The 22,094-nt window shown below is 32.8% G+C and carries 26 protein-coding genes, 1 other RNA gene and 1 pseudogene; 16 read left to right on the forward strand and 12 right to left on the reverse strand.

The annotated features are described in order from the left end of the window. Position 1: 1 nt before the first annotated feature. The 4 genes from E1J38_RS13705 to E1J38_RS13720 all read left to right on the forward strand — a co-directional run bounded on the left by E1J38_RS13705 (position 2) and on the right by E1J38_RS13720 (position 2,873). The gene (locus E1J38_RS13705) at positions 2-559 is read left to right on the forward strand and encodes an RNA polymerase sigma factor (protein WP_133357401.1); all 558 of its coding nucleotides are present in this window, start codon (positions 2-4) and stop codon (positions 557-559) included. Continuing rightward, positions 549-935, forward strand: coding sequence for a DUF6768 family protein (locus E1J38_RS13710; RefSeq protein ID WP_133357400.1), 387 nt, complete (start codon positions 549-551; stop codon positions 933-935). Before E1J38_RS13705 ends, E1J38_RS13710 begins: the two co-directional genes overlap by 11 nt. Before the next feature lie 243 nt (positions 936-1,178). After that, positions 1,179-2,423 carry an ornithine--oxo-acid transaminase gene (gene rocD, locus E1J38_RS13715; RefSeq protein ID WP_133357399.1) on the forward strand — a complete coding sequence of 415 codons (1,245 nt, stop codon included), beginning with the start codon at positions 1,179-1,181 and terminating at the stop codon, positions 2,421-2,423. A 3-nt stretch (positions 2,424-2,426) separates the two neighbouring features. Then, complete coding sequence (locus E1J38_RS13720; RefSeq protein ID WP_133357398.1) at positions 2,427-2,873, forward strand: DUF5362 family protein; 447 nt, start codon at positions 2,427-2,429, stop codon at positions 2,871-2,873. A gap of 69 nt (positions 2,874-2,942) precedes the next feature. Here the strand turns inward: E1J38_RS13720 and E1J38_RS13725 are convergent, their stop codons facing one another. The 4 genes from E1J38_RS13725 to E1J38_RS13740 are packed head-to-tail and all read right to left on the reverse strand — an operon-like array spanning position 2,943 to position 4,252. Continuing rightward, complete coding sequence (locus tag E1J38_RS13725) at positions 2,943-3,272, reverse strand: CCC motif membrane protein (protein WP_133357397.1); 330 nt, start codon at positions 3,270-3,272, stop codon at positions 2,943-2,945. Positions 3,273-3,289: 17 nt separating this feature from the next. After that, positions 3,290-3,550: a DUF2752 domain-containing protein gene (locus E1J38_RS13730; protein ID WP_186525876.1), complete on the reverse strand. Its 261-nt coding sequence runs from the start codon at positions 3,548-3,550 to the stop codon at positions 3,290-3,292. Positions 3,551-3,579: 29 nt separating this feature from the next. Beyond that, entirely contained in the window at positions 3,580-3,951 is a 372-nt protein-coding gene (locus E1J38_RS13735; protein ID WP_255449903.1) for a DUF2752 domain-containing protein, read from the reverse strand. Positions 3,952-3,979: 28 nt separating this feature from the next. Next, a complete protein-coding gene (locus E1J38_RS13740) occupies positions 3,980-4,252 on the reverse strand; it encodes a CD225/dispanin family protein (RefSeq protein ID WP_133357394.1) in 273 nt (90 codons plus the stop codon). Positions 4,253-4,724: 472 nt separating this feature from the next. On the opposite strand from E1J38_RS13740, the gene E1J38_RS13745 reads away from it, so the two are divergent. Together E1J38_RS13745 and E1J38_RS13750 are read left to right on the forward strand one after the other, a co-directional pair. Further along, entirely contained in the window at positions 4,725-4,913 is a 189-nt protein-coding gene (locus tag E1J38_RS13745) for a hypothetical protein (protein WP_255449904.1), read from the forward strand. Continuing rightward, positions 4,913-5,473 carry a DUF8465 domain-containing protein gene (locus tag E1J38_RS13750; protein ID WP_133357393.1) on the forward strand — a complete coding sequence of 187 codons (561 nt, stop codon included), beginning with the start codon at positions 4,913-4,915 and terminating at the stop codon, positions 5,471-5,473. The genes E1J38_RS13745 and E1J38_RS13750 overlap by 1 nt, the downstream gene beginning before the upstream one ends. Here E1J38_RS13750 and E1J38_RS13755 read toward each other — a convergent pair. Next, complete coding sequence (locus E1J38_RS13755) at positions 5,466-6,383, reverse strand: hypothetical protein (protein WP_133357392.1); 918 nt, start codon at positions 6,381-6,383, stop codon at positions 5,466-5,468. The two genes, E1J38_RS13750 and E1J38_RS13755, sit on opposite strands and share 8 nt — an antisense overlap. A 119-nt stretch (positions 6,384-6,502) precedes the next feature. Between E1J38_RS13755 and E1J38_RS13760 the strand changes: the two genes are divergently transcribed. Beyond that, entirely contained in the window at positions 6,503-7,648 is a 1,146-nt protein-coding gene (locus E1J38_RS13760; protein ID WP_133357391.1) for a cysteine desulfurase family protein, read from the forward strand. 99 nt (positions 7,649-7,747) lie between these two features. Here E1J38_RS13760 and E1J38_RS13765 read toward each other — a convergent pair whose 3' ends face one another. After that, a complete protein-coding gene (locus E1J38_RS13765; protein ID WP_255449905.1) occupies positions 7,748-10,207 on the reverse strand; it encodes a TonB-dependent receptor in 2,460 nt (819 codons plus the stop codon). A 13-nt stretch (positions 10,208-10,220) separates the two neighbouring features. Continuing rightward, positions 10,221-11,909 (reverse strand): M23 family metallopeptidase, encoded by a 1,689-nt coding sequence (locus tag E1J38_RS13770; RefSeq protein ID WP_133357390.1) that lies wholly within the window; start codon positions 11,907-11,909, stop codon positions 10,221-10,223. 176 nt (positions 11,910-12,085) lie between these two features. On the opposite strand from E1J38_RS13770, the gene E1J38_RS13775 reads away from it, so the two are divergent. The 4 genes from E1J38_RS13775 (at position 12,086) to rny (ending at position 14,482) form a co-directional block, all read left to right on the forward strand. Continuing rightward, positions 12,086-12,376 carry a hypothetical protein gene (locus E1J38_RS13775; RefSeq protein WP_133357389.1) on the forward strand — a complete coding sequence of 97 codons (291 nt, stop codon included), beginning with the start codon at positions 12,086-12,088 and terminating at the stop codon, positions 12,374-12,376. Between the two features lie 15 nt (positions 12,377-12,391). After that, complete coding sequence (locus tag E1J38_RS13780; protein WP_116040024.1) at positions 12,392-12,685, forward strand: cell division protein ZapA; 294 nt, start codon at positions 12,392-12,394, stop codon at positions 12,683-12,685. A 55-nt stretch (positions 12,686-12,740) separates the two neighbouring features. Next, positions 12,741-12,849, forward strand: a non-coding RNA gene (gene ssrS / locus E1J38_RS13785) — 6S RNA. 58 nt (positions 12,850-12,907) lie between these two features. Further along, positions 12,908-14,482, forward strand: a complete 1,575-nt coding sequence (gene rny / locus E1J38_RS13790; RefSeq protein WP_133357388.1) for a ribonuclease Y — start codon at positions 12,908-12,910, stop codon at positions 14,480-14,482. 85 nt (positions 14,483-14,567) lie between these two features. Here rny and xerD read toward each other — a convergent pair whose 3' ends face one another. Further along, positions 14,568-15,464: a site-specific tyrosine recombinase XerD gene (xerD, locus tag E1J38_RS13795; RefSeq protein ID WP_133357387.1), complete on the reverse strand. Its 897-nt coding sequence runs from the start codon at positions 15,462-15,464 to the stop codon at positions 14,568-14,570. A 67-nt stretch (positions 15,465-15,531) separates the two neighbouring features. Beyond that, entirely contained in the window at positions 15,532-15,864 is a 333-nt protein-coding gene (locus E1J38_RS13800; RefSeq protein ID WP_133357386.1) for a TM2 domain-containing protein, read from the reverse strand. A gap of 47 nt (positions 15,865-15,911) precedes the next feature. Between E1J38_RS13800 and E1J38_RS13805 the strand changes: the two genes are divergently transcribed. From E1J38_RS13805 to E1J38_RS13815, 3 genes are read left to right on the forward strand one after another with little or no spacing between them, the layout of a single operon-like run. Then, complete coding sequence (locus tag E1J38_RS13805; protein WP_133357385.1) at positions 15,912-16,796, forward strand: hypothetical protein; 885 nt, start codon at positions 15,912-15,914, stop codon at positions 16,794-16,796. Between the two features lie 12 nt (positions 16,797-16,808). Further along, positions 16,809-17,237: a type II 3-dehydroquinate dehydratase gene (gene aroQ / locus E1J38_RS13810; protein WP_133357384.1), complete on the forward strand. Its 429-nt coding sequence runs from the start codon at positions 16,809-16,811 to the stop codon at positions 17,235-17,237. Next, positions 17,237-17,719 (forward strand): outer membrane beta-barrel protein, encoded by a 483-nt coding sequence (locus E1J38_RS13815; RefSeq protein WP_133357383.1) that lies wholly within the window; start codon positions 17,237-17,239, stop codon positions 17,717-17,719. The genes aroQ and E1J38_RS13815 overlap by 1 nt, the downstream gene beginning before the upstream one ends. 90 nt (positions 17,720-17,809) lie before the next feature. Here the strand turns inward: E1J38_RS13815 and lpdA are convergent, their stop codons facing one another. Then, positions 17,810-19,186 carry a dihydrolipoyl dehydrogenase gene (gene lpdA, locus E1J38_RS13820; RefSeq protein WP_133357382.1) on the reverse strand — a complete coding sequence of 459 codons (1,377 nt, stop codon included), beginning with the start codon at positions 19,184-19,186 and terminating at the stop codon, positions 17,810-17,812. A 106-nt stretch (positions 19,187-19,292) separates the two neighbouring features. Between lpdA and E1J38_RS13825 the strand changes: the two genes are divergently transcribed. Together E1J38_RS13825 and E1J38_RS13830 are read left to right on the forward strand one after the other, a co-directional pair. Beyond that, on the forward strand, positions 19,293-20,573 hold the full coding sequence (locus E1J38_RS13825) for an NAD(P)/FAD-dependent oxidoreductase (protein WP_133357381.1): 1,281 nt from the start codon (positions 19,293-19,295) through the stop codon (positions 20,571-20,573). Positions 20,574-20,684: 111 nt separating this feature from the next. Next, positions 20,685-21,614, forward strand: a complete 930-nt coding sequence (locus E1J38_RS13830; protein ID WP_133357380.1) for a nuclear transport factor 2 family protein — start codon at positions 20,685-20,687, stop codon at positions 21,612-21,614. A 51-nt stretch (positions 21,615-21,665) separates the two neighbouring features. Here E1J38_RS13830 and E1J38_RS13835 read toward each other — a convergent pair. Together E1J38_RS13835 and E1J38_RS15175 are read right to left on the reverse strand one after the other, a co-directional pair. Further along, a pseudogene (locus tag E1J38_RS13835) lies at positions 21,666-21,959 on the reverse strand (DUF1572 family protein); the annotation flags it as partial. Next, on the reverse strand, positions 21,905-22,094 hold a 190-nt coding region (locus E1J38_RS15175; protein WP_222428244.1), incomplete at its 5' end, for a hypothetical protein. The pseudogene E1J38_RS13835 and the gene E1J38_RS15175, both read right to left, overlap by 55 nt.

A 22,094-nucleotide genomic window follows, 5' to 3' on the forward strand; every position in this document is an offset into this window, starting at 1 on the left:
AATGCGTAAAAGTAGTTATCACATAGATGCCAAATTGATTTTAGATTATCAATCTGGAGATAATTTGGCTTTAGAAAAGCTTGTAAAAAGATGGCATAAAACATTTTGTAATAAGGCCCATTGGATAGTTAAAGATCCTGATGTAGCCAAAGATATTGCTCAAGAAACCTGGAATACCATTATTAGCAAAATAGATGATTTAAATGATCCAAAAACGTTTGCAAGTTGGTCATTACGGATTGTTTGTAACAAATCTTTTGACTGGATAAAAAAGCAAAATAAAACTAAAGAACAATTGAAAACCTATCATCTTGAGAGTAATACGGAAGCAATAGAAGAAAATCACGAAACTGAGTTGTTACAAAGAAATTTATTGAATGCCATAAAAAAGTTGCCACTACATCAACAAATGGTTATTAGGCTGTTTTACGTAGAAGATTATTCATTAAAAGACATCAGTAAGAGCTTAAATATTTCAGAAGGAACTTCAAAATCTAGACTATACCATGCTAGAGAAAAATTGAAATTAATATTAAAAAACAGACATTATGAAAAATAACATGGAAGACATAGACAAATTAATCAAGGAAACATTAACTAAAGAAGAAGCTAAATTCTATGATCAATTAGATGAACAAAATATATTCCAGATGTTAGGAGGCCTCTTTAAGGGAAAGAACTTATGGTTGACATTGATTATGAATTTCATGACAGCCATTGTTTTTGGTTTACTAATCTATTGCATTATTCAAACTTTTGATACCCAAAAGACCAACGACTTAATTCTTTGGGTAGGAGGTGTATTAATTTGTTTTTTATATATAAGTATGATAAAAATATACCTATGGATGCAAATGCATAGAAATGCACTTACAAGAGAGATAAAACGGTTAGAACTTCAAATTTCATCATTATCAAGTAAAATATCTGAATAAGTTATAGGATAAAACAGCGTAATATTTGTTAACTTGCATACCTATCCAGGGATGATTTCTCTCCCACGCTGAATTTTCGTCCCCTATACCATTATTATTGGGATTCCGAAAGGATAAAGGTAGAGCAGGAATGGTTATTTTAATCGCATAGCGAGATTAAATTATTTAGTGTTTGAATCTTTTAAGAAACAAACGGTGCCAGAGTATGTTTTACTAAGGCATTTAACCTTAAATTTTTTTAAAATGGCTGTTTTACAAAAATTAACATCGCAGCAAGCAATTGATTTAGAAAAAAAGTATGGCTCTAACACCTATAAACCACTTCCTGTTGTTTTGAGCAAAGGTGAAGGCGTTTATGTTTGGGATGTTGATGGCAAGCGATACTACGATTTTTTATCAGCTTATTCTGCAGTAAACCAAGGACACTGTCATCCAAAAATTATTAATGCTTTAACAGAGCAATCAAAAACTATAACGCTTACCTCCAGAGCTTTTTATAACGACAAATTAGGGCTTTACGAAAAGTATACTTGTGAATATTTTGGTTTTGACAAATTACTTCCTATGAACTCTGGTGCAGAAGCTGTTGAGGCAGCTATAAAGGTTTGTAGAAAGTGGGCTTATGAGGTTAAGGGTGTTGCAAAGAATGAAGCCAAAATAGTAGTATGTAAAAATAATTTTCATGGGCGTACCACCACTATTGTATCGTTTTCAAGTGATAGTACTTCGTACACCAATTTTGGTCCGTATTCTAATAGTTTTATTAGTATTGATTATGATAATTTAGAGCAATTGGAATCTGTTTTAAAAAACAATCCTAACATTGGTGGCTTTTTAGTAGAGCCTATACAAGGTGAAGCAGGTGTTTATGTGCCTTCTGAAGGGTTTTTGGCAAAAGCTAAGGCTTTATGTGAAGCTTATAATGTTTTATTTATTGCCGATGAAATTCAAACCGGAATAGCTAGAACAGGGAAACTATTGGCGGTACATCATGAAAATGTAAGACCAGATATTTTAATTTTAGGAAAGGCTTTAAGCGGAGGCGTTTACCCTATAAGTGCAGTTTTAGCAGATAACCACATTATGGATGTTATGACCCCAGGTACTCACGGAAGTACTTTTGGCGGCAATCCTTTGGCTGCTGCTGTAGCAATTGCAGCTTTAGAGGTAATTAAAGAAGAAAATTTAGCCGAAAATGCAGCAGTTTTAGGAACCATTTTTAGAAGTGAATTAAATAAATATATTGCAACTAGTAATATTGTGACTTTAGTTAGAGGTAAAGGTTTATTAAATGCGGTAGTGATTAACGATTCTGAAGATAGTGAAACTGCTTGGAATATTTGTTTAGCTTTAAGAGATAATGGATTAATAGCGAAGCCAACCCATGGTAACATTATTCGTTTTGCGCCACCTTTGGTTATGAACAAAACACAGTTATTAGACTGTATTGACATCATTACAAGAACATTTAAACAATTTGAAAAATAATTTATGGAAGAAAAATCGGCTTTTGAAAGTTTTGAACTTGGAGTTAATCAAGAAATTAAAGGGTATTTAGAAGAAATATCAAAGTGGTCTTACTTTTTATCTATATTAGGTTTTGTAGGTATAGGTTTTATGGTATTTGGTGGAATTGCCGTAGCTATTACAGGAGCGGCTAGTTCTGGATTAGATGGTTTTTATGGAACGGGTTATACCACAGGAATGGCACTATTTTATATACTTTTGGCACTTCTCTACTTTTTTCCGGTGTTGTATTTGTTCAAGTTCTCTAAAAATATGAAAAGTGCTTTAAGATTAACAAATGGCCAAGATTTTAAAGTTGCTTTTTCTAATTTAAAGTCACATTATAAGTTTATAGGAATATTTACAATAGTAATTATATCATTATACATCTTGGTTTTAATTGGAGTAGCAACAGGAGCTGCACTTTTTTAAAAGAATAGCATTATTAGATAAAAAAAGCGACCAAATTTGGTCGCTTTTTTTATAGGTTTAGGTGAAAAATTATTGTCCCATCATTTCTTGCATTTTTTGTTGCATTAACTCTTGGTCTTGTAAAGTTTCCCAACCAAAAGTCATAACAGCCCAAACTATTAATAACAAATAAAGAGCACTTAATACAATACCAATAATCGACAAAATTTTACCAGTTCTTACATTTTGAATTCCAGTATAGTTTTCTGGGTTTTCATTATAAATTTTTGTGGCCTTTGAAGCTAGTACAATAGCTACAATACCTAAAATAATACCAATACCATAAAAGCAACATCCAAGAATTGATAAAATTCCAAAAACTAAGATAAGCGTTGCATTGGGTAATTTTTGTTGTTCCATGAGTTTAAGATTTTTGATTAAATAAATTTAAATATGTAGCTAGTAAGCATGATAGCTGCGTTTAGAATTGCCAAAATAAGAATAATTTTATTGGCATTTTTAAAATTTTTAAAGGCATTAAAAAAAATTACCCCAAAAAGTAAAAGAAGTGAGTATACAACTGGGTACATATAGAAGGCTTCCAGAAACTCACCTTTAAAAATTAAGACTACAGATCTTTGTAAACCACATCCGAAACACTCTATTCCAAAGAGTTTTTTGTTTAAGCATGGTAACATATATTCTTCCAAAACAAACTTATTTAATATCAGGGAGCTAAAATATTAAAAGGATATTGATTGATATTCCGTAATACCCAATACAAAAGAATAACCACTAATAAACTAATTGTTATAGCTGGTTTATGAAGCAAGTTACTAAATTTTCTTTTTAATAGAACATTTAAAAACTTGATGAATAAATCATAAATAATAATTAAAACTAACAATACTATTAAAAAATTATGCCTCAATCCAGTAATAATATTTCCGTTTAGTATTTGATGTATAGCTCTTTGGCTTCCACACCCCGGACAATAGGTTCCTGTAAAAGCATAAAGTGGACACTTAGGAAATAAGCTATTTTCTAAAGGATTGTATAAAAAAAATAGTGATAGGATTATTATGACTCCTATCACCATTAATATTATAAGACTTTTTTTAGTGTTTTTATGCATTTGATAGAGCAGTAGCAAACATAGCAGCTCCAAAAATAAGATAAATAATCCAACCTAATGCGGCTATTCCAACACCTATTAAACCCCAAAGTTTAGCATTTTTAGAGGCTTTGTTAGCTTCGTCATACCTTCCATCTTCATATGCGCTGTTTACTTTAGTAGCATAAATAATACTCACTATACCAGTTGGTAAACAACATAATATTGTACTAATAATGGCAAGGGCTAAATAGCTACTGGGTCTTGCGGGTTTGTTTTCTTCCATGAAAGTTGATTTTAATTTGGTTATTAAATTGATGAACTAAAGATAGCAAAAACACTGGCTAAAAATGAAAGAAATTTTTTCTTAGTTGTATATCACCACTTTTTTGGTAATTATTTCACCGTTTTTAAGGTCGATTTTTTATTATAAACACCAATATTAAATGGTATAGTAGAAAACATATATTCTTTTATCCTACATTTTTTTCTGAAGTCGAATAGCAGAGTACTACCCTAACTGCTGCAGCCTTTCATTGTAAAACTTTATAAAGGATTTAGAGGGTGTGATTGTATATGTATCCATCTAGAATACTCATTAATAGAAGTAAATTTCCAAATTCATTAAGGCTCAATAATTGAAGGACTTGTAGTATCATTCCAATTAGAGATAATCTAATACAAATTAATTTAACTTGTAAACCAAAATGATATGTTTAATTTTACGACTGTTTGAGATTTAATTTAAATTACACTTGATGAAGTATTTGAACTATATTTTAATTGTTGTAGGCGCTATAGTGGCTTTATATGCTAATGGCAGTAAGGAACAAAATCAATATATATTAATTACTGGCATTGTATTGCTGATGGTAGGTATTTACAGGTTATCAAGAACTATACCCAGTAAAAGAGATAAAGATAACAAGTTAAATTCTGATGAATAATGGGCTTAAAGGTAGGTGATTATGTTTTAGTTTTAGATGAAGATTTAGCTGGTGTTGTAAAGCATATCGATATAAATATAGTTTCAATTGAGACTAAAGATGGTTTTTTATTAGATTTTCCTAAAGAAGCTTTGGTTAAAAATAAGCCTAATTCATTTAAGAAAGATATTTTTTCTCACTCCAGCTTAAATGTTGTAGTATCAGAAAAAGAACAATTTAAAAAGCGAAAACCATCTAAAATTAAAGTAAAAGAGCGTTTTCAACCTACAATGGAAGTAGATTTGCATATAAACCAATTAGTAAAATCTACTAAAGGTATGACAAAGCATGATATGTTAACGCTTCAGTTAGATACGGCTAAAAGACAATTGGAATTTGCCATGAGCAAACGCATTCAGAAAGTGGTATTCATTCATGGGGTGGGTGAAGGTGTTTTAAAACTTGAATTAGAATATCTATTTGGTAGATACAATAATGTTAAGTTTTATGATGCCAATTACCAAAAGTATGGTTTAGGTGCTACCGAGGTGTATATCTATCAGAACGTTAAGCCTAATTAAATTCTGGGGTAATGGATTGGGAACCACTGGTGCCAGAACCTTCAAGAATTCCAAAATCTAATGACTCTTGTTTTAATTCAGTAATTTCAATATCCCTAATAGTAACAGTTACATTAAAGGTTTGTGTAAAAGTATGTGCCCTGTATTTTACTGCAGGAAGCACATCGTTTACTTCTGGATTTAAATAATCTGGACCAACATCAGGATTGGTGATATCATTACCTAAGTTTTGGTCTTGAGTTCCTTTTTCTTCGTCTCTGGTTAAGGTACCATCACCATCGTCATCATTATCTAAATAATCAGGTGTACCATCACCATCGGTATCTTGTGCATCACTCACATTTCCATCTTCATTAGGGTCTGGATTTTCGTCTTTAGTTAAAACATTATCACCATCATCATCGGCATCTTTATAATCTGGTAATCCATCACCATCCGTATCCTGTGCATCATCGTAAATACCATCACCATTGGGGTCTGGGTTTTCTAGTGCCGTTGGTACGCCGTCATTGTCATCTTCAATCAAAGTAGTTGAAATAACTACGGAGCAATCACTATCGTCGTTCATAGTAATATCAATTTCATCGTCTGGAACATCAGTGCAAAACAAATCTAACTTAGAAATACGTTCATTGCTGTACGTTCTGTAATATAAAGTTCCTGATTTAGTATCGTTTAAAACGCCATCACTATTAACTTCAAAAAGCTCCTCTCTTGTGAAACCATTGATAAAAATTGATAAAGATTCTGAAGGGTCATCTTTGGTTTTATAGAGCACCAAACCGTTAACTCCATCACAGGCTTCAAATGTATCGTCAAAATCTATGTTGAAGGTGATTATATCTCCATCATCACATGAAAAAAAATAGAATATCAAAGAAGGAATTAATACAAAAAGTAACTTACGCATTGGGTACTGATTTTAAGGCAAAAATAATAGAATTGTAATTATAACGTAGGTTATTGATAATAATTTTATTTCAAGTATTTTTACACCTTAAAAAGGTTTATAACCTTAAACACTGTAAAATGAAAACTGTTTATTTTGATAATGCTGCCACTACGCAAATACGTGAAGAGGTCATAGCTTCTATGCTTGAGGTTATGAATGGTAGTTACGGAAACCCATCATCTTCGCATAGTTTTGGGAGATCATCAAAATCTTTGGTTGAAAGTTGCAGAAAATCAATTGCTAGTTTCTTTAATGTGACTGCTAGTGAAATTATTTTTACTTCAGGTGGCACAGAAGCCGATAATCTGGTGTTACGAAGTGCTGTTAGAGATTTAGGGGTTAAACACATTGTGACTTCTAAAATAGAGCATCATGCCGTTTTGCATACACTGGATCAATTAGAAAAAGAACATCCACTAAAAATTAGTTTTGTTAAGGTTGATGATAGAGGGACTATTGATTATGAGCAGTTAGAAAGCCTTTTAAAAGGTGAGGAAAAAATATTGGTAAGCCTCATGCATGTTAATAATGAAATAGGTAACCTTTTAGATATAGAACATGTTGCTAATTTATGTAAGGCCAATAATGTTCTATTTCATACCGATGCAGTACAAGCTATTGGTCACTATCAATTAGATTTACAAAAGATTCCAGTTGATTTTTTAGCGGCCTCAGCTCATAAATTTCATGGTCCAAAAGGGGTGGGGTTTGCTTTTATTAGAAAAAATACCGGCTTAAAACCTCTTATTTTTGGAGGTGAACAAGAGCGTGGACTTAGAGCCGGAACAGAAAGTGTTCACAACATTGTTGGTATAGCGTCTGCACTAAAGATAGCCTATAATAACCTGGAAAAGGAAGCCACCTATATAAAGGGATTAAAGCAATATTTTATTGAAAATTTATTGAAAGCAATTCCGCAAGTAAAGTTTAATGGGCTTTCAGCCAATATGGAAAAAAGTACATATACTTTGGTTAATATTTGTTTACCTGTAGACCCCAAAAAAACAACCCTGTTATTATTTCAGTTAGATTTAAAAGGGATTGCTTGCTCAAAGGGAAGTGCTTGCCAAAGTGGGACTTCTCAAGGCTCACATGTGTTAGCTGAAATTTTAAATGATGAAGATTTAGAAAAACCGTCTATTCGATTTTCTTTTAGTGTTTATAATACAAAAGATGAAATAGATTATGTGGTGGAGGTTTTAAAAGACTTGTTAGAAACTTAATAAGACACATGTCACCTTTTAATTTATTAGGGGGTATAGATTGTATTTATTATACGTCTACTTCGTGATTTAAATAATTTCGTTTTTTTACCAAAAAAATTAAAACTTCATCGTAGTTCTAACATTAAACACTCTAGGTGTTAAATAATTAGGAATAGCAAACTGACGTTTACTATACACATCTCTAACCCATGTATTGGTAATGGAGTTTTGAACATCAAAAATGTTGAAAATCTCAAAACCTAGTGATAATTCTTTAAAAGGCTTTTTCCAACCACGGTTAAATTGCTTTTTGTCATCCACCAACACAAGTTGTAAACCAAGGTCAGCTCTTTTGTAATCTGGTAATCTAGTTTGATAGATGTAGGGGTCTGCGTAACTTGGTGAACCACCAGGAACACCCGTGTTATATACCAAATTTAAATACATTTTAAGGTTTGGCATATTGGGCACATAGTCTTGAAATAAGGCCGCAAACTTCAAGCGTTGGTCTGTTGGTCTTGAAATATAACCTCGGTTTTCAATGTTCTCCTCTGTTTTTAAGTAGCCAAAACTAAACCATGACTCTGTTCCGGGCACAAATTCCCCATTCAATCGCATATCCAATCCGTAAGCATATGCTTTTGCACTATTATTGGCTCTATAACGAATTCTAACATTTTCAATGGTATAAGGATTTACATTTGATAGATTTTTGTAATAAACCTCAGAGGTAAGTTTAAAAGGTCTGTCCCACATTTTAAAACTATAATCATTACCTAAAACCAAATGAAAAGATTTTTGGGCTTTTACATTGGGTTGAACCGTTCCAGTAGCATCACGTAACTCTCTATAAAAAGGTGGTTGATAATAAATACCTGCCGCAGCTCTAAAAAGCATGTCTCTTTTCCAACTAGGTTTTATAGCAAATTGTGCCCTCGGACTAAACACCGTTTGGTTTGTAGAGACAATACTTTCACCCTTTACAGACCAATTGTGTACTCTTACTCCAGCATTATACCACACATCACTATTCCCTAAAGTAGAGCGTTTACTCCATTGAGCATAAGCTTGTATACGGTTTATTTGTGTGAAATTAGTTGCTCGTACATTTTGAAAGGGTTCTAACGGACCGCTGTATGGTATATAAGGCTGTTCATTGGTTGGAATGGTTCTTGGAGGCCTTATTGAAAAGCCGGCAGAATCAATGACTTCCCATTCTACCAAGCGATCTCTGATATCTTCATTAGTGTATTTTACAGACCACTCAATTCGGTTATCATCTAGCTTTATATCCCCTTTGTGTTCAATATTAGTGATAAGGGCATCTAAATCATTTCTACCATGGTTTAATTGACTGCCTATACCTTCGCTAAATTCCACTTCACCAATATCTTCATCACCAATGTTAGTGTTTACTTCGCCTAATCTGTATTGTGCCAGTATATCGAAATACTCTTCCTCTGTGGTATGATAGGTTGAAGCAATCAGTTTTAAAGTTAAATCATCATTTGCAAAATAGGTTCCTTTAAAAGCACCAAAGTAGGTTTGGTATTGATCTTCTTCTTGACCTTCATAAAACACCAATAAAGCTATGGGATCACTTAAAGTACCAAAATTAGTCTGACGTGTTTGTGGTTCATAACTATAAAGGTTTATAGAGGCATTTCCTAAAAAACTTAAGTGAAATTTATTGGTGAATTTATAAGTAAAAAAAGCTTGTAAATCGGCAAATGTAGGGTTGAAGTTCGTTTCGGTTTCTTTTGCATTCACCAATAAACTGTTATCGCGGTAGCGCGCACCAACAATACTGGTGAATTTAGAATCTTTATTTATGTTCTCTAAGGAAATACTACCACCTAATAAGCTTAAATCTGTATTTACTTCAAATTGGTAAGGCGTTTTGTAAGTAATATCAAGTACGGAGGATAACTTATCACCATATTTTGCCTGAAAACCACCCGATGAAAAATCAACATTTTGAACCAAATTGGTATTAACAAAACTCAATCCTTCTTGCTGACCAGACCTAATTAAGAAAGGTCTATAAACTTCAATATCATTTATATAGACCAAATTTTCATCAAAATTTCCACCTCTTACTGAGTACTGTGTACTCAGTTCGTTGTTGTTACTAACCCCTGGAAGTGTCATTAAAAGGTTTTCAACACCGGCATTGGCACCGGGAATTTTTCTAATAACTTCTGGTTGAATATTTATGATGCCTTCAACTTCTTTTCGTCTTGTAGTATTTATGGTTACTGTAGAAATTTGTTCTACCGAAGTTTTTAAAACGGGATTAAACTCTAATTCTTCACCATTTTTTAAATTGAAAACGCTTGAAACCTTTTTAAATGAAAGATGTGTAAATTCAATAGTAATATCTGTGTTTGAAGGTATTTCTAAGAGATAAAACCCGTTTTCGTTAGTTTGGGTTCCTAAGTCATCGGCTTTAATATTCACACCTTCAATGGGTTGCTTATTTTCATTTAAAATGATACCTCTAATTATCGATGTTTGTGAAAAGCTTTTGAAAGCTATGAATGAAAGTAAAACAAAGAAAAAGAATTTTGGTTTCAAAAGTAGTTACAATTTATTTTCGATAGAACAACGATTCAAAAGTAGAATTATTTCCAACATTATCAGTAACAATTATTTTTAAAATGTTTTTGGTGTCGGTTACAATACCATCATTGAAATCAAAAGTTATAGTTTTGTCTTTATAATTATCACGTTCCATTAAAATCCATTTTCCATTAATGGTTGCCCTGTAATTTGATACACCAGAGCCTTCGTCATCAATTTTAATTTTTAGATAGCGATACTTACTAAGCCATTGTCCGTCTTTAAAGTTAACAGGTGTGATGGTTGGTTTTATAGTATCTGTTGCTAAGGCAAAAGTACCAAGTGTTTTTGTAGAAGCTGTAAGTATATTGCCTCTCCTTTGGGTATACGTATATGATGAAAATTTATTGTAGCCCAAAAGACGCGCAATATAAAGCTTACTTTTGTCTGCTTCTTTGTAATTACTAATATCATAAGTAATGTTGAAGTTCTTTTTAGCAGCTATGACATCTTCATGAAGTTTTAAAGTATCACTATTGACTTCAAAATCTAGGTAAAAATCTTCATAAAAAGTGTCTTGGTAAAAGTCTACTGAAATTTTCCCCTCTTTTAGGTTAACCGCTTGGTCAGCTTTAATAAAATAGGGTGTAGTTTTTGTTTGTATCGGTGTTGTGATATTGTTTTTAGATCCTTTTAAGTTAAGCGTTACCCAAGTCTCATTATTTTTAAAATCAGCCACGCGAATTTTGTAAACTAAATAAGTGCTATCCTCAATTTTTATCACACCGTCGTTTATAACAGATTTGAAAATACTAAGTGGGTTGTTCTTTTTGTACAATTTTTGAACGCGCTCTTTTTTTGTAACGTAATGTTCGTAATCAATTAATTGATTGATGTGTTTGGTTTCGGTAAACGAAAATCTTTTAAAATCTAATTCAAAATTTTTATTACCATTTACAAAAGTTTGTATGTTGTAAACACCGTTTGAATTTGCAGCCAAATTTTGTCTGTCATTTGTTTCAATACCAAATCCTATGTTTCCAATGGCGTTCACATTTTTAATTACATAGTCGCCACTTTCAATTGGAATTAAACGGAGCTTTTGTTTTTTGTTAGAATTATTTACGAAAGAGTTTTCATCTAATGGGTAGGCATAAATAGACTTTACAAAAGGCATAGTACTGTCAGCTATGTCAATGCCAAATAACATAGGGTTTATGGGGCGCTGTGCATTATCTCTAATTTCAAAGTGCAAATGCGGACCACCAGAGCCACCAGAATTTCCACTGTAAGCTACCAAATTACCTTTTTTGACAGGAAGTGTTTCCGCACCTGGAAACATTTCTATTTCGTATGACTCCTTTTTGTATTGATGCTTTTTTACATAAGCTTCAATTTCAGGGGCAAACTTCTGTAAATGGGCATACACCGAAGTGTAACCGTTTGGGTGTGTAATGTATAATGCCTTTCCGTAGCCATAAGCTGATATTTTAATTCTACTCACATAACCATCAGCAATGGCTTTTACATTTAAACCTACACGTTGCTGCGTTTTGATATCTAAACCAGAATGAAAATGGTTGGAACGTAATTCTGCAAAGGTTCCAGAAAGTATTAAAGGAATGTCTAACGGATTACCAAAATAGTCTTGTGGGTATTGATTTTGGGCATTGATTAAAAAAGGGAAAACTAAAACAAAAGCAAGTATAAATCTCATAGAAATGTATTACGGCTAAAATATTAATTTGAGGTGAATATGCCAAGACCAAAAAAAAAAATCAAGCCAATGTTTTTTTATTGTTTGATAATGAGGTAATTCAAAATTTTATAAAAAAACAATTGTAATTTATAAGCAGGTATGTTAACTTTGTGAGATAAGTATTGAATTTTTAAATGAGTAATATTGAAGATATTGTAGATTCTCTTGAAAACAAAATTAGCAAAGTATTACATAAAGTAGCACTTTTAAAACAGGCTAATTTGAAATTACAGGAAGAATTAAACGCTTCAAAAAAACAAGTTCGAGACCAAAAATTGTTGATAACAGATTGGGAAGAAAAACATAATGCTCTAAGAATAGCAAATACAATACTTGGTAGTGACGATAACAAAAGAGAAACTAAGCTTAAAATAAACGCATTAATAAGAGAAATAGATTATTGTATAGCACAACTTTCAGATTAATGCCGCATATATTCAATGTCAGAAAAGCTTAAAATAAAGCTATCTATAGCTAATAGAGTATACCCTTTAACTATTGAAGCAAGTCAGGAAGAAGGGTTGCGCAAGGCGGCTAAGAATATTGAATATATGATTAAACAGTTTGAGCAAAGTTATTCTGTGAGAGATAAACAAGATGTTTTGGCTATGTGTGCCTTACAATTTGCATCTCAAGTTGAACAGAAATCTATTGATAAAGAGCATGTGAATGAACATGTAGAAATTAAGCTTAAAGCGCTTAACGAGCTATTACATTCGCATTTAAACTCTTAACGTTCTTTAAAATAAACTAAAAGTTACTGCCTACATTGGTTATTTTTTTTGATAAACTCAACGTTAATTCTTTAAAAAGGGTGAGTTTAAGTTGTAAAAGCATGCTGCCTTAGTCGCAGATCCTTGATCAGCTTGTTAGCCCTAAACTTGTTTTTAAGGAGTTTATACAGAATGCACAACTGATGTAGGCTTTTTTTATATATAAATCAACTAAATTTAAGAATGGACAACTCAATTATATTGGCAGTAGGAGGTGCGGTTGTAGGCCTAATATTAGGCTTTATTATTGCAAAGGTTTTAGAAAAGAATAAAGCCTCTAAACTTATCAAAGAGGCTAAAAAAAGTGCTTCCCTCATATTAAAAGAAGCAAATAGCGAAGGCGAAACCATAAAAAAGGATAAAATACTTCAGGCAAAAGAAAAGTTTATCGAACTAAAGGCAGAGCATGAAAAAGTTATTTTTGCCAGAGACAAAAAAATGGCTGAGGCCGAAAAAAGAACCAGAGATAAAGAGTCTCAAGTATCAAGCGAACTTTCTAAAGGAAAGAAACTAAATCAAAGTTTGGAAGACAAAATTAAGGATTACAACCATAGGCTTGATGTACTTGATAAGAAACAGGAAGAACTTGTTAAGCTTCATAAAAGTCAGGTGCAACAGCTAGAGGTTATTTCTAGTTTATCAGCCGAGGAGGCCAAAGAACAGCTAGTAGAGTCTCTAAAAGGTGAAGCAAAGAATGATGCCATGGCATTTATTCAAAGTTCTTTAGAAGAGGCTAAATTAACCGCAGAACAAGAGGCCAAAAAAGTCATTATTAATACGATTCAACGTATTGGAACTGAGGAAGCTGTAGATAACTGTGTGTCAGTTTTCAATATAGAATCTGATGACGTTAAAGGACGTATTATAGGGCGTGAAGGTAGAAATATTCGTGCCATTGAAGCCGCAACAGGCGTTGAAATAATTGTTGATGATACTCCTGAAGCTATTATTCTTTCTTGTTTTGATTCTGTTAGAAGAGAGATTGCGAGGTTATCATTACATAAATTGGTTACAGATGGGCGTATTCATCCTGCTCGTATTGAAGAAGTGGTTAAGAAAACCAAGAAACAAATTGAGCAGGAAATTATTGAAGTTGGTAAGCGTACTGTTATAGACCTAGGTATTCATAATTTAAATCCAGAATTAATTAAAATGGTGGGACGTATGAAGTATCGTTCCTCTTATGGGCAAAACTTGTTACAGCATTCTCGAGAAGTTGCTAAACTTTGTGGCGTTATGGCGGCTGAACTTGGTTTAAACCCCAAACTAGCTAAACGCGCTGGACTATTACATGATATAGGAAAAGTGCCAGATGCTGAAGCTGATATGGAAACACCTCATGCTATTTTAGGTATGCAATGGGCAGAAAAGTACGGTGAAAAACATGATGTATGTAATGCTATAGGAGCCCACCACGACGAGATTGAAATGAAATCATTATTAGCACCTATTATTCAGGTTTGTGATGCTATTTCGGGAGCGCGTCCTGGAGCACGTCGTCAAGTTTTAGATAGCTATATTCAACGTTTAAAAGATCTTGAAGATATTGCATTTGGCTTTACAGGAGTTAAAAAAGCCTACGCTATTCAAGCAGGAAGAGAACTCCGTGTTATTGTTGAGAGCGAAAAGGTAAATGATGATATGGCAGCTGATTTATCATTCAATATTTCTCAAAAAATTCAAACCGATATGACGTATCCTGGTCAGGTTAAAGTAACAGTTATTAGAGAAACTAGGGCAGTTAATATCGCTAAATAAAACTTTTATTTTTTTGTCACACCGAGAGCAGTCGAAGTGTAAATAGAAGTAGATAAAATTAAAGTCCAGTGTACACTGGACTTTTCTATTTCCTAGGATGATATTTTTCAACGACCTTGGTTAGATGACTTTTATCAACATGTACGTAAATTTCGGTGGTAGTGATACTTTCATGCCCTAACATGAGTTGTATGGAGCGTAAATCGGCATCATTTTGTAGTAAATGTGTAGCAAAGGAATGTCTAAACGTGTGTGGTGATATTTTCTTTTTTAAGCCTACTTGTTCAGCTAATTGTTTCACAATATGGAACACCATAGCTCTAGTTAGCTGTTTGCCCCTTCGGTTTAGAAATAGAGTATCCTCAAACCCTGGTTGAATGCGTAAATGATTTCTAATATGTTTTTTGTATATATTGATATACTTTTGCGTAGAAGCAACAATGGGTACAAACCGCTGTTTGTCTCCTTTACCAGTTACTTTTATAAAGCCTTCATCAAAATATAGATCAGATATTTTTAAGTTAACAAGTTCACTTACACGTAAACCACAGCCATAAAGGGTTTCTAACATGGCTCTGTTGCGCTCTCCTTCGGGTTTACTTAAATCTACAGCAGCTATAATGGTATCAATTTCTTCTTCTGAAAGTGTATCGGGCAATTGTCTTCCTATTTTGGGCGACTCAATAAGTTCTAAAGGATTATCCTTTCTGTAATCTTCAAAAACTAAATAACCAAAAAAACTACGCAAGCCTGATATAATTCTAGACTGCGAACGGGCATTAATATCTTTTGCGATTTCGTAAATGAATTGCTTGATAACCTCTGAAGAAATTGAAATAGGAGAGAGACTTAAATTCTTATCTTCCAAATACCGAATCAATTTTTTTACATCTCTAGAATAGTTATCAATGGAGTTATCAGATAATCCACGTTCTATCTTGAGGTAAAGTTGATAATCTTTCAGAGCATGCTGCCATTTCATAATTTAAAAATAAGATAAAAAAAAAGACCACTAGGATGTGGTCTTTAAATACAGTACATTACTTTTTCTAAAAATTACCAGATAACATATTTATTAAGTCAATTATCCACCAAATACCCAATCCTCCTAGTGTTAAAATAAACACTATGTTCCAAATGACTGGTTTGCCGTAATACCATCTGTGTGCAGCTAAACCTCCTAAGAAAAACCATAATAATACACCAACAACTAAGTCTTTCTGTGCAGCTATAGGAGTAGCTAGAGTTTCTACAACCTCAAGAGTTGTATTGACTTCGGTATTGGTTGATGTAGAAATTGTTCTTTTAACAGGAAAAGAAGCATAACTAGCACTATACATTAATAAAGTGACTAATAAGGAAAATAATAATTTACTTTTCATAATTAATTGGTTTATGTTTGTATAAATGTAAAAAAAATATTTTTGAAATGAGTAAAAAGTTTCTATTTATTAGTCTCATTTTATTTACGCCATTATTTTGTTTTTCTCAACAGGGATATGAGTATTTTGGCGGATTGATACTAAATGATTCTACCAGTATGACTTATAAATTGAGTTTAACAGAAAGCAAAGGTGAAGTAAAAGGATATTCTATTACTGATTTAGGAGGCTTATATGAAACAAAATCGACCGTTTTTGGAGAGTATGATAACGTTAATAAAGAGTTGAATTTTAGAGAAGTTCAAACAATATATACCAAAACACCCTTAGAGAAAGATTATGATTTTTGTTACGTAAATACCACAATAAAAAACTTTTCTTTTGAAAAAACTGAAAAATTCAAGGCGAATTTTGTGGGTCTTTTTGAAGATAATAGCCAATGTATCAATGGTGAGTTGTTTTTAAGTATTGCACAGGACATAGAGGATAAGATGATGAAGGTAAAAAAGAAGATTGATAGGATGAAAAGAATTCCTGATAGTGTAAAACAAAAGTTTCAACCTTTAAAAATGATGGACTCACTAAACATGAATATTTTAAGAAAAAATCAAACGTTAAGTGTTTTTTCTAAAAGTAAGAACGTTAAGTTAATAATTTATGATGGAGGTAAGGAAGATGGCGATAAGATTACAGTATCTGTAAATGGGAAAGTAATACGGCAAGGTTTTAAAGTAAGTAATAAAAAAGAAATTATTGTATTAAGTTTAAAGGAAGATGTAACATCTGTAGCAATTAAAGCAATTAATGAAGGCGAGATTTCTCCAAATACAGCTGTTGTTAAGTTAGAAGATTTAAATAACAATATTAAAGCCTTATCTAATTTGAAAACAGGAGAAATAACTACTATAGATATTTTAAAGGTGAAAAAATAATATCTTTATCCTATGAAAAAAATAATCATCATTAACGGACCCAACTTAAACTTATTGGGTAAGCGTGAACCTAATATTTATGGAAGCTTGACTTTTACAGAGTTTTTGGATGAAATAAAAGTAAAATACCCAAATGTAAGCATTGAATATTATCAATCTAATATAGAGGGAGAACTTATTGATAAACTTCATGAAGTAGGTTTTAGCTATGATGGTATTATTTTAAATGCGGGAGCCTATACACATACCTCTATAGGAATAGGGGATGCAATAAAAGGTATTGAAACCCCAGTAGTTGAAGTACATATTTCAAACACTTTTGGAAGAGAAGAATTTAGACATCAATCTTATATATCACCCAATGCTAAAGGGGTTATTCTCGGTTTCGGATTGCAGAGTTATGAATTAGCGTTAGAAAGCTTTCAGAAAAGCCCTAAATAATGAAAATCTTTGCGCTTTGGATTCTAGTATTTTCTTCTGTAAGTATTTCGTTAAGTGCGCAATCTAAAGTTAATTTTGGAGTTAAAGGTGGTTTCAACTATACGTTTTTTAAAATAAAAGAATCTAGTTTTGGTTTTGACCAAGACAATGAATCTGGGTTTTATAGTGGCGTATTTTTAGATTTAGAAGTTGATGAAAGTTATGGGCTTCAACCAGAATTACTATTTATATCTCTAAAGGATTTTAAGTTTTTAAATGTACCACTTTATATACGATATGAAGTAGCAAACAGGATTAATCTATTGGTAGGTCCTAGTGTAAACTATTTCTTCGATTTCTTTTCTAATAAATTAAAGATCAGAGCAGATTTAAGTAGTTCTTATGATATAACTTCAAATATAGATATACACGTAAAATATGCCTTAGGCTTTAAGGAAATTACTCCCAATAGCCTATTTATTGGTGTTGGTTTCAAAATATAAGGTACTAAGGATTAAAGTATATTTTGAAAAACAAAAAAGTTCCGAGAAATCGGAACTTTTTTATCTATAAATCTAACTTGTATAAGAAGTCTAGATGTGGATACACTCATCGTAAGCATCAGCAACAGCTTCCATAACTGCTTCACTCATAGTAGGGTGAGGGTGCACTGCTTTTAATACATCATGTCCGGTTGTTTCCAGTTTTCTGGCTACTACGGCTTCGGCAATCATATCGGTTACGCCAGCTCCAATCATGTGGCAACCTAACCATTCACCGTATTTGGCATCGAATATTACTTTTACAAAACCGTCTTTATTTCCACCGGCACTTGCTTTACCTGATGCAGAGAATGGGAATTTTCCAATCTTGACGTCTAATCCTTTATCTTTGGCTTGTTGCTCTGTTAAACCAACTGATGCAATTTCAGGTGAGCAATAGGTGCAACCAGGAATATTTCCGTAATCCAAAGTTTCAACATGATGCCCTGCTATTTTTTCAACACATAAAATACCTTCAGCAGAAGCTACGTGAGCTAAAGCTTGACCAGGTGTTACATCACCAATGGCATAGTAACCAGGAATATTAGTTTGATAGAAATCATTAACTAATATTTTGTCTCTATCAACTACAATACCTACCTCTTCTAAACCAATATTTTCAATATTCGTTTTAATTCCCACAGCAGATAAAACCACATCTGCTTCAAGAACTTCTTCTCCTTTTTTAGTTTTAACAGTTGCCTTAACACCTTTACCAGAAGTATCTACATTGGTAACTTCGGCAGACGTCATGATATTAATGCCATTCTTTTTAAAAGAACGTTCTAATTGTTTAGATACATCGCCATCTTCTACAGGAACAATATTTGGTAAATATTCTACAATAGTTACTTCAGTACCAATGGAATTATAGAAATAAGCAAACTCAACCCCAATAGCACCAGAACCTACAACAATCATTTTTTTAGGTTGTTTTGGTAAGCTCATAGCTTCACGGTAACCAATTACTTTTTTACCATCTTGAGGTAAACTAGGTAACTCACGAGAACGTGCTCCGGTAGCAATAATGATGTGGTCTGCGCTATAAACAGTACCATCAACATCAATCTTTTTACCTGGTTTTAAAGTACCATAACCATTTATAACGTCTATTTTGTTCTTCTTCATTAAGAACTCAATACCTTTACTCATTCCTTCAGCAACACCACGACTGCGTTTTACAACCGCATCAAAATCGTGCTCAGCGTCTTTAACTTTTAAACCGTAATCTTCAGCATGCTTCAGATACTCAAATACTTGCGCAGATTTTAATAAGGCTTTTGTAGGAATACATCCCCAATTCAAACAAACACCACCTAAGCTTTCTTTCTCAACAATGGCGGTTTTAAAACCCAGTTGAGATGCTCTAATTGCTGTTACATATCCACCAGGACCACTTCCAAGAACTATAATATCGTATTTACTCATGTGTTAAAATTTAAGGTGCAAATTTACGAAATCGATTTTTAATAAAGAATTTAGAACCCTATAAAATTTGTATGATTTATTACCTTTGTAAAGCAAGTATCATTATATGAATATTCCCAGAACAAGTTATCCCAGAGTTGTTATTATTGGCGGCGGCTTTGCAGGTATAGCTTTAGCAAAAAAGCTTTCAAAACAAGAAGTTCAGGTTGTTTTATTAGATAAAAACAATTACCACACATTTCAGCCATTACTGTATCAGGTTTCTACCGGTGGATTAGAGCCAGATTCCATAGCTTACCCTATAAGAAAGGTTTTAAAAGATTTTCCCAATTTTTATTTTAGGTTAGCTAATGTTGAAGAAATTGATACAGCGAAGAATAAGGTAAAGACCAATATTGGCAATTTAAAATTTGATTATTTGGTCATTGCCTCAGGTTCAGTAACCAATTATTTTGGAAACTCAGACATTGAAAAGCACAGTATGGCGATGAAAACCATACCCCAGTCACTCAATTTAAGAAGTTTAATTCTGGAGAATTTTGAAGATGCTCTTTTAACGTCCGATTTAAATGAGCGTAATGCTTTGATGAACTTTGTAATTGTTGGTGGAGGACCCACTGGCGTAGAACTTGCTGGGGCTTTGGCAGAAATTAAAAAAGGAATTTTACCCAAGGACTACCCAGATTTAGACACTCGTTTGGCGCAAATTCATGTGGTGCAGTCTGGTGATTGTATCTTAAAAGGTATGAGTGCCAAAGCTTCTCAAAAGGCAGAAGATTTTCTTGAAAAACTTGGGGTTAATATTTGGAAACATGTAAGAGTAACCAATTACGATGGAAAAACAGTTACTACTGATACTGATTTAACTTTTGAAACTGCCACACTTATTTGGGCTGCTGGAGTGAAAGGAGCTACAATTAAAGGCTTAGATAGTAGTGATTTTATTACTAGAGGTCATCGTATTGATGTGAATGCCTTTAGCCAAGTAAAAGGCTTTCACCATATTTTTGCCATAGGAGATGTGGCATACATGCAAACTAAAGATTTCTCTGATGGTTTACCAATGATGGCGCAACCAGCCATTCAACAAGGAGAACAATTGGGTGATAATCTATTAAACTTAATTGAAGGTAAACCTTTAAAAGCGTTTACTTACAAGGATAAAGGTGCCATGGCTACCATTGGTAGAAATAAAGCCGTTGTAGATTTAAAAAAATGGAAGTTCCAGGGAGTTTTTGCGTGGTATGTTTGGATGTTTGTCCATCTGTTTTTTTTAATAGGTTTTAGAAATCGTATGGTGGTTTTTATAAACTGGGTGTATAATTATGTGCGTTTTGATAGGGAAGCACGATTAATTATTCGTCCTTTCAAGAAGAGACATCCTTAGCGCTTTTTATGGATTCCATATGTTTTTTTTTGATGTTCATACTATTAATCTGTTAATTTTCAGATATTTTGATTAAATTAATAAACTATTAACCAATCAAATTTATTCAAAATGAAAAAACATGTAATTATTATCATGCTACTTTCTGTGGCAGTAATGTATTCTCAAAAAAAGAAAAACGGAACCGTTTACATTGAACATCCAGCTATTGAAATAGTTGAAGCTATGCAACAAGCTGATATTGCAGGCGATGTTGACAAAGTAGCATCTTATTTGGCAGATGATTTTATGTCTGTTAGTGGCACTACCAGAAATAAAAATGCCAAAGGAACCAACAAAGAGCAATTTCTAAAATGGGTAGAAAATAAAACAAAGTGGACTGCTTATGCAAGTTTAACTAGACATGGTGAAGCTTACCCCGATGCCATAGAATACAAAGATGGTAAAACATGGGTGCAAACTTGGAATTATTTAAAAGGAGTTCATGATGCCACAGGCGTTAAAATAGAAATGCCATTACACAACTTGTATAGACTTAATGCTGATAACAAAATTGAGTTAGAGATTTATTATAGTTATCCCGTTGGTCAAGATATAAGAGCTGGCTTTACAGAAAGAACTAATGGAACTATTTATAATGAGCACCCACATATTAACAAAGTAAGACGTATGATGGCAGCTTTTGAAAACATGGATTTAGAAAAGGCGTACAGTTATTTTGATGAAAACTGTTCATTCTCAAGTCTTGAAATGCCTGTTGGAGAAAGTATGGATTTAGACGAGGTCAAAGAAAGCCATAAAGGGTTTTATGATAAATTTGAAATATCTAGCATTGATGTGGTTGGATATCCAGATTTGTTACATTATGAAATTGGTGGCAATGACATGACGGTTCAATCTTGGTGGAACTTCAGATTAATAAGAAAGTCAGATAAAAAGAAGATAATTATGCCCGCCATGTATACTCATGATTTTAATGATGACGGAAAGGTTGTAAGATCTATTGGTTATTTTAGTACTAAGGTATTAGATGCAAAGTAAAGTTTCTTTTTATATGAAAGCAAAAAAACTCCTGAAAAGGAGTTTTTTTGCTTATAAATCATCAGTAAAATGGCGTTTACCTTTTTCTTTATTAAATTTTTCCTTGTTGTAGGTTTTTGATTGTCCTTTTGGAATTGAAAGAGAACGCCATTCTTCTGATTTAATAAGTTTACCTAAAAAAACAATTTGTCCAACATGATAGGCATAATGAGCTAATTGACGGTTAATGGCTTCTGTAACTGTATGTCCTTGATTTCTGATGTATATAATATGTTCTAAATCTTTGTCCTTTAAAAGTCCGATGGCATCGAACAAGCAACTCCAACCTTTGTTCCAATCATTAATCCAATAGAATTCCCCGAGGCTTGCCTCGGGTGTAGAAAAGGAAAAGTATGAAAAACGGTTGGTTTTTCATAACGCTTTGAAAAAGTGTATATTTCGATTGTGGAAGATGAGCATATATACAAGAGCCATAACAAG

Origin of the sequence: Seonamhaeicola sediminis, from assembly GCF_004358095.2 — a bacterium.
Taxonomy (GTDB): Bacteria; Bacteroidota; Bacteroidia; order Flavobacteriales; family Flavobacteriaceae; genus Seonamhaeicola; species Seonamhaeicola sediminis.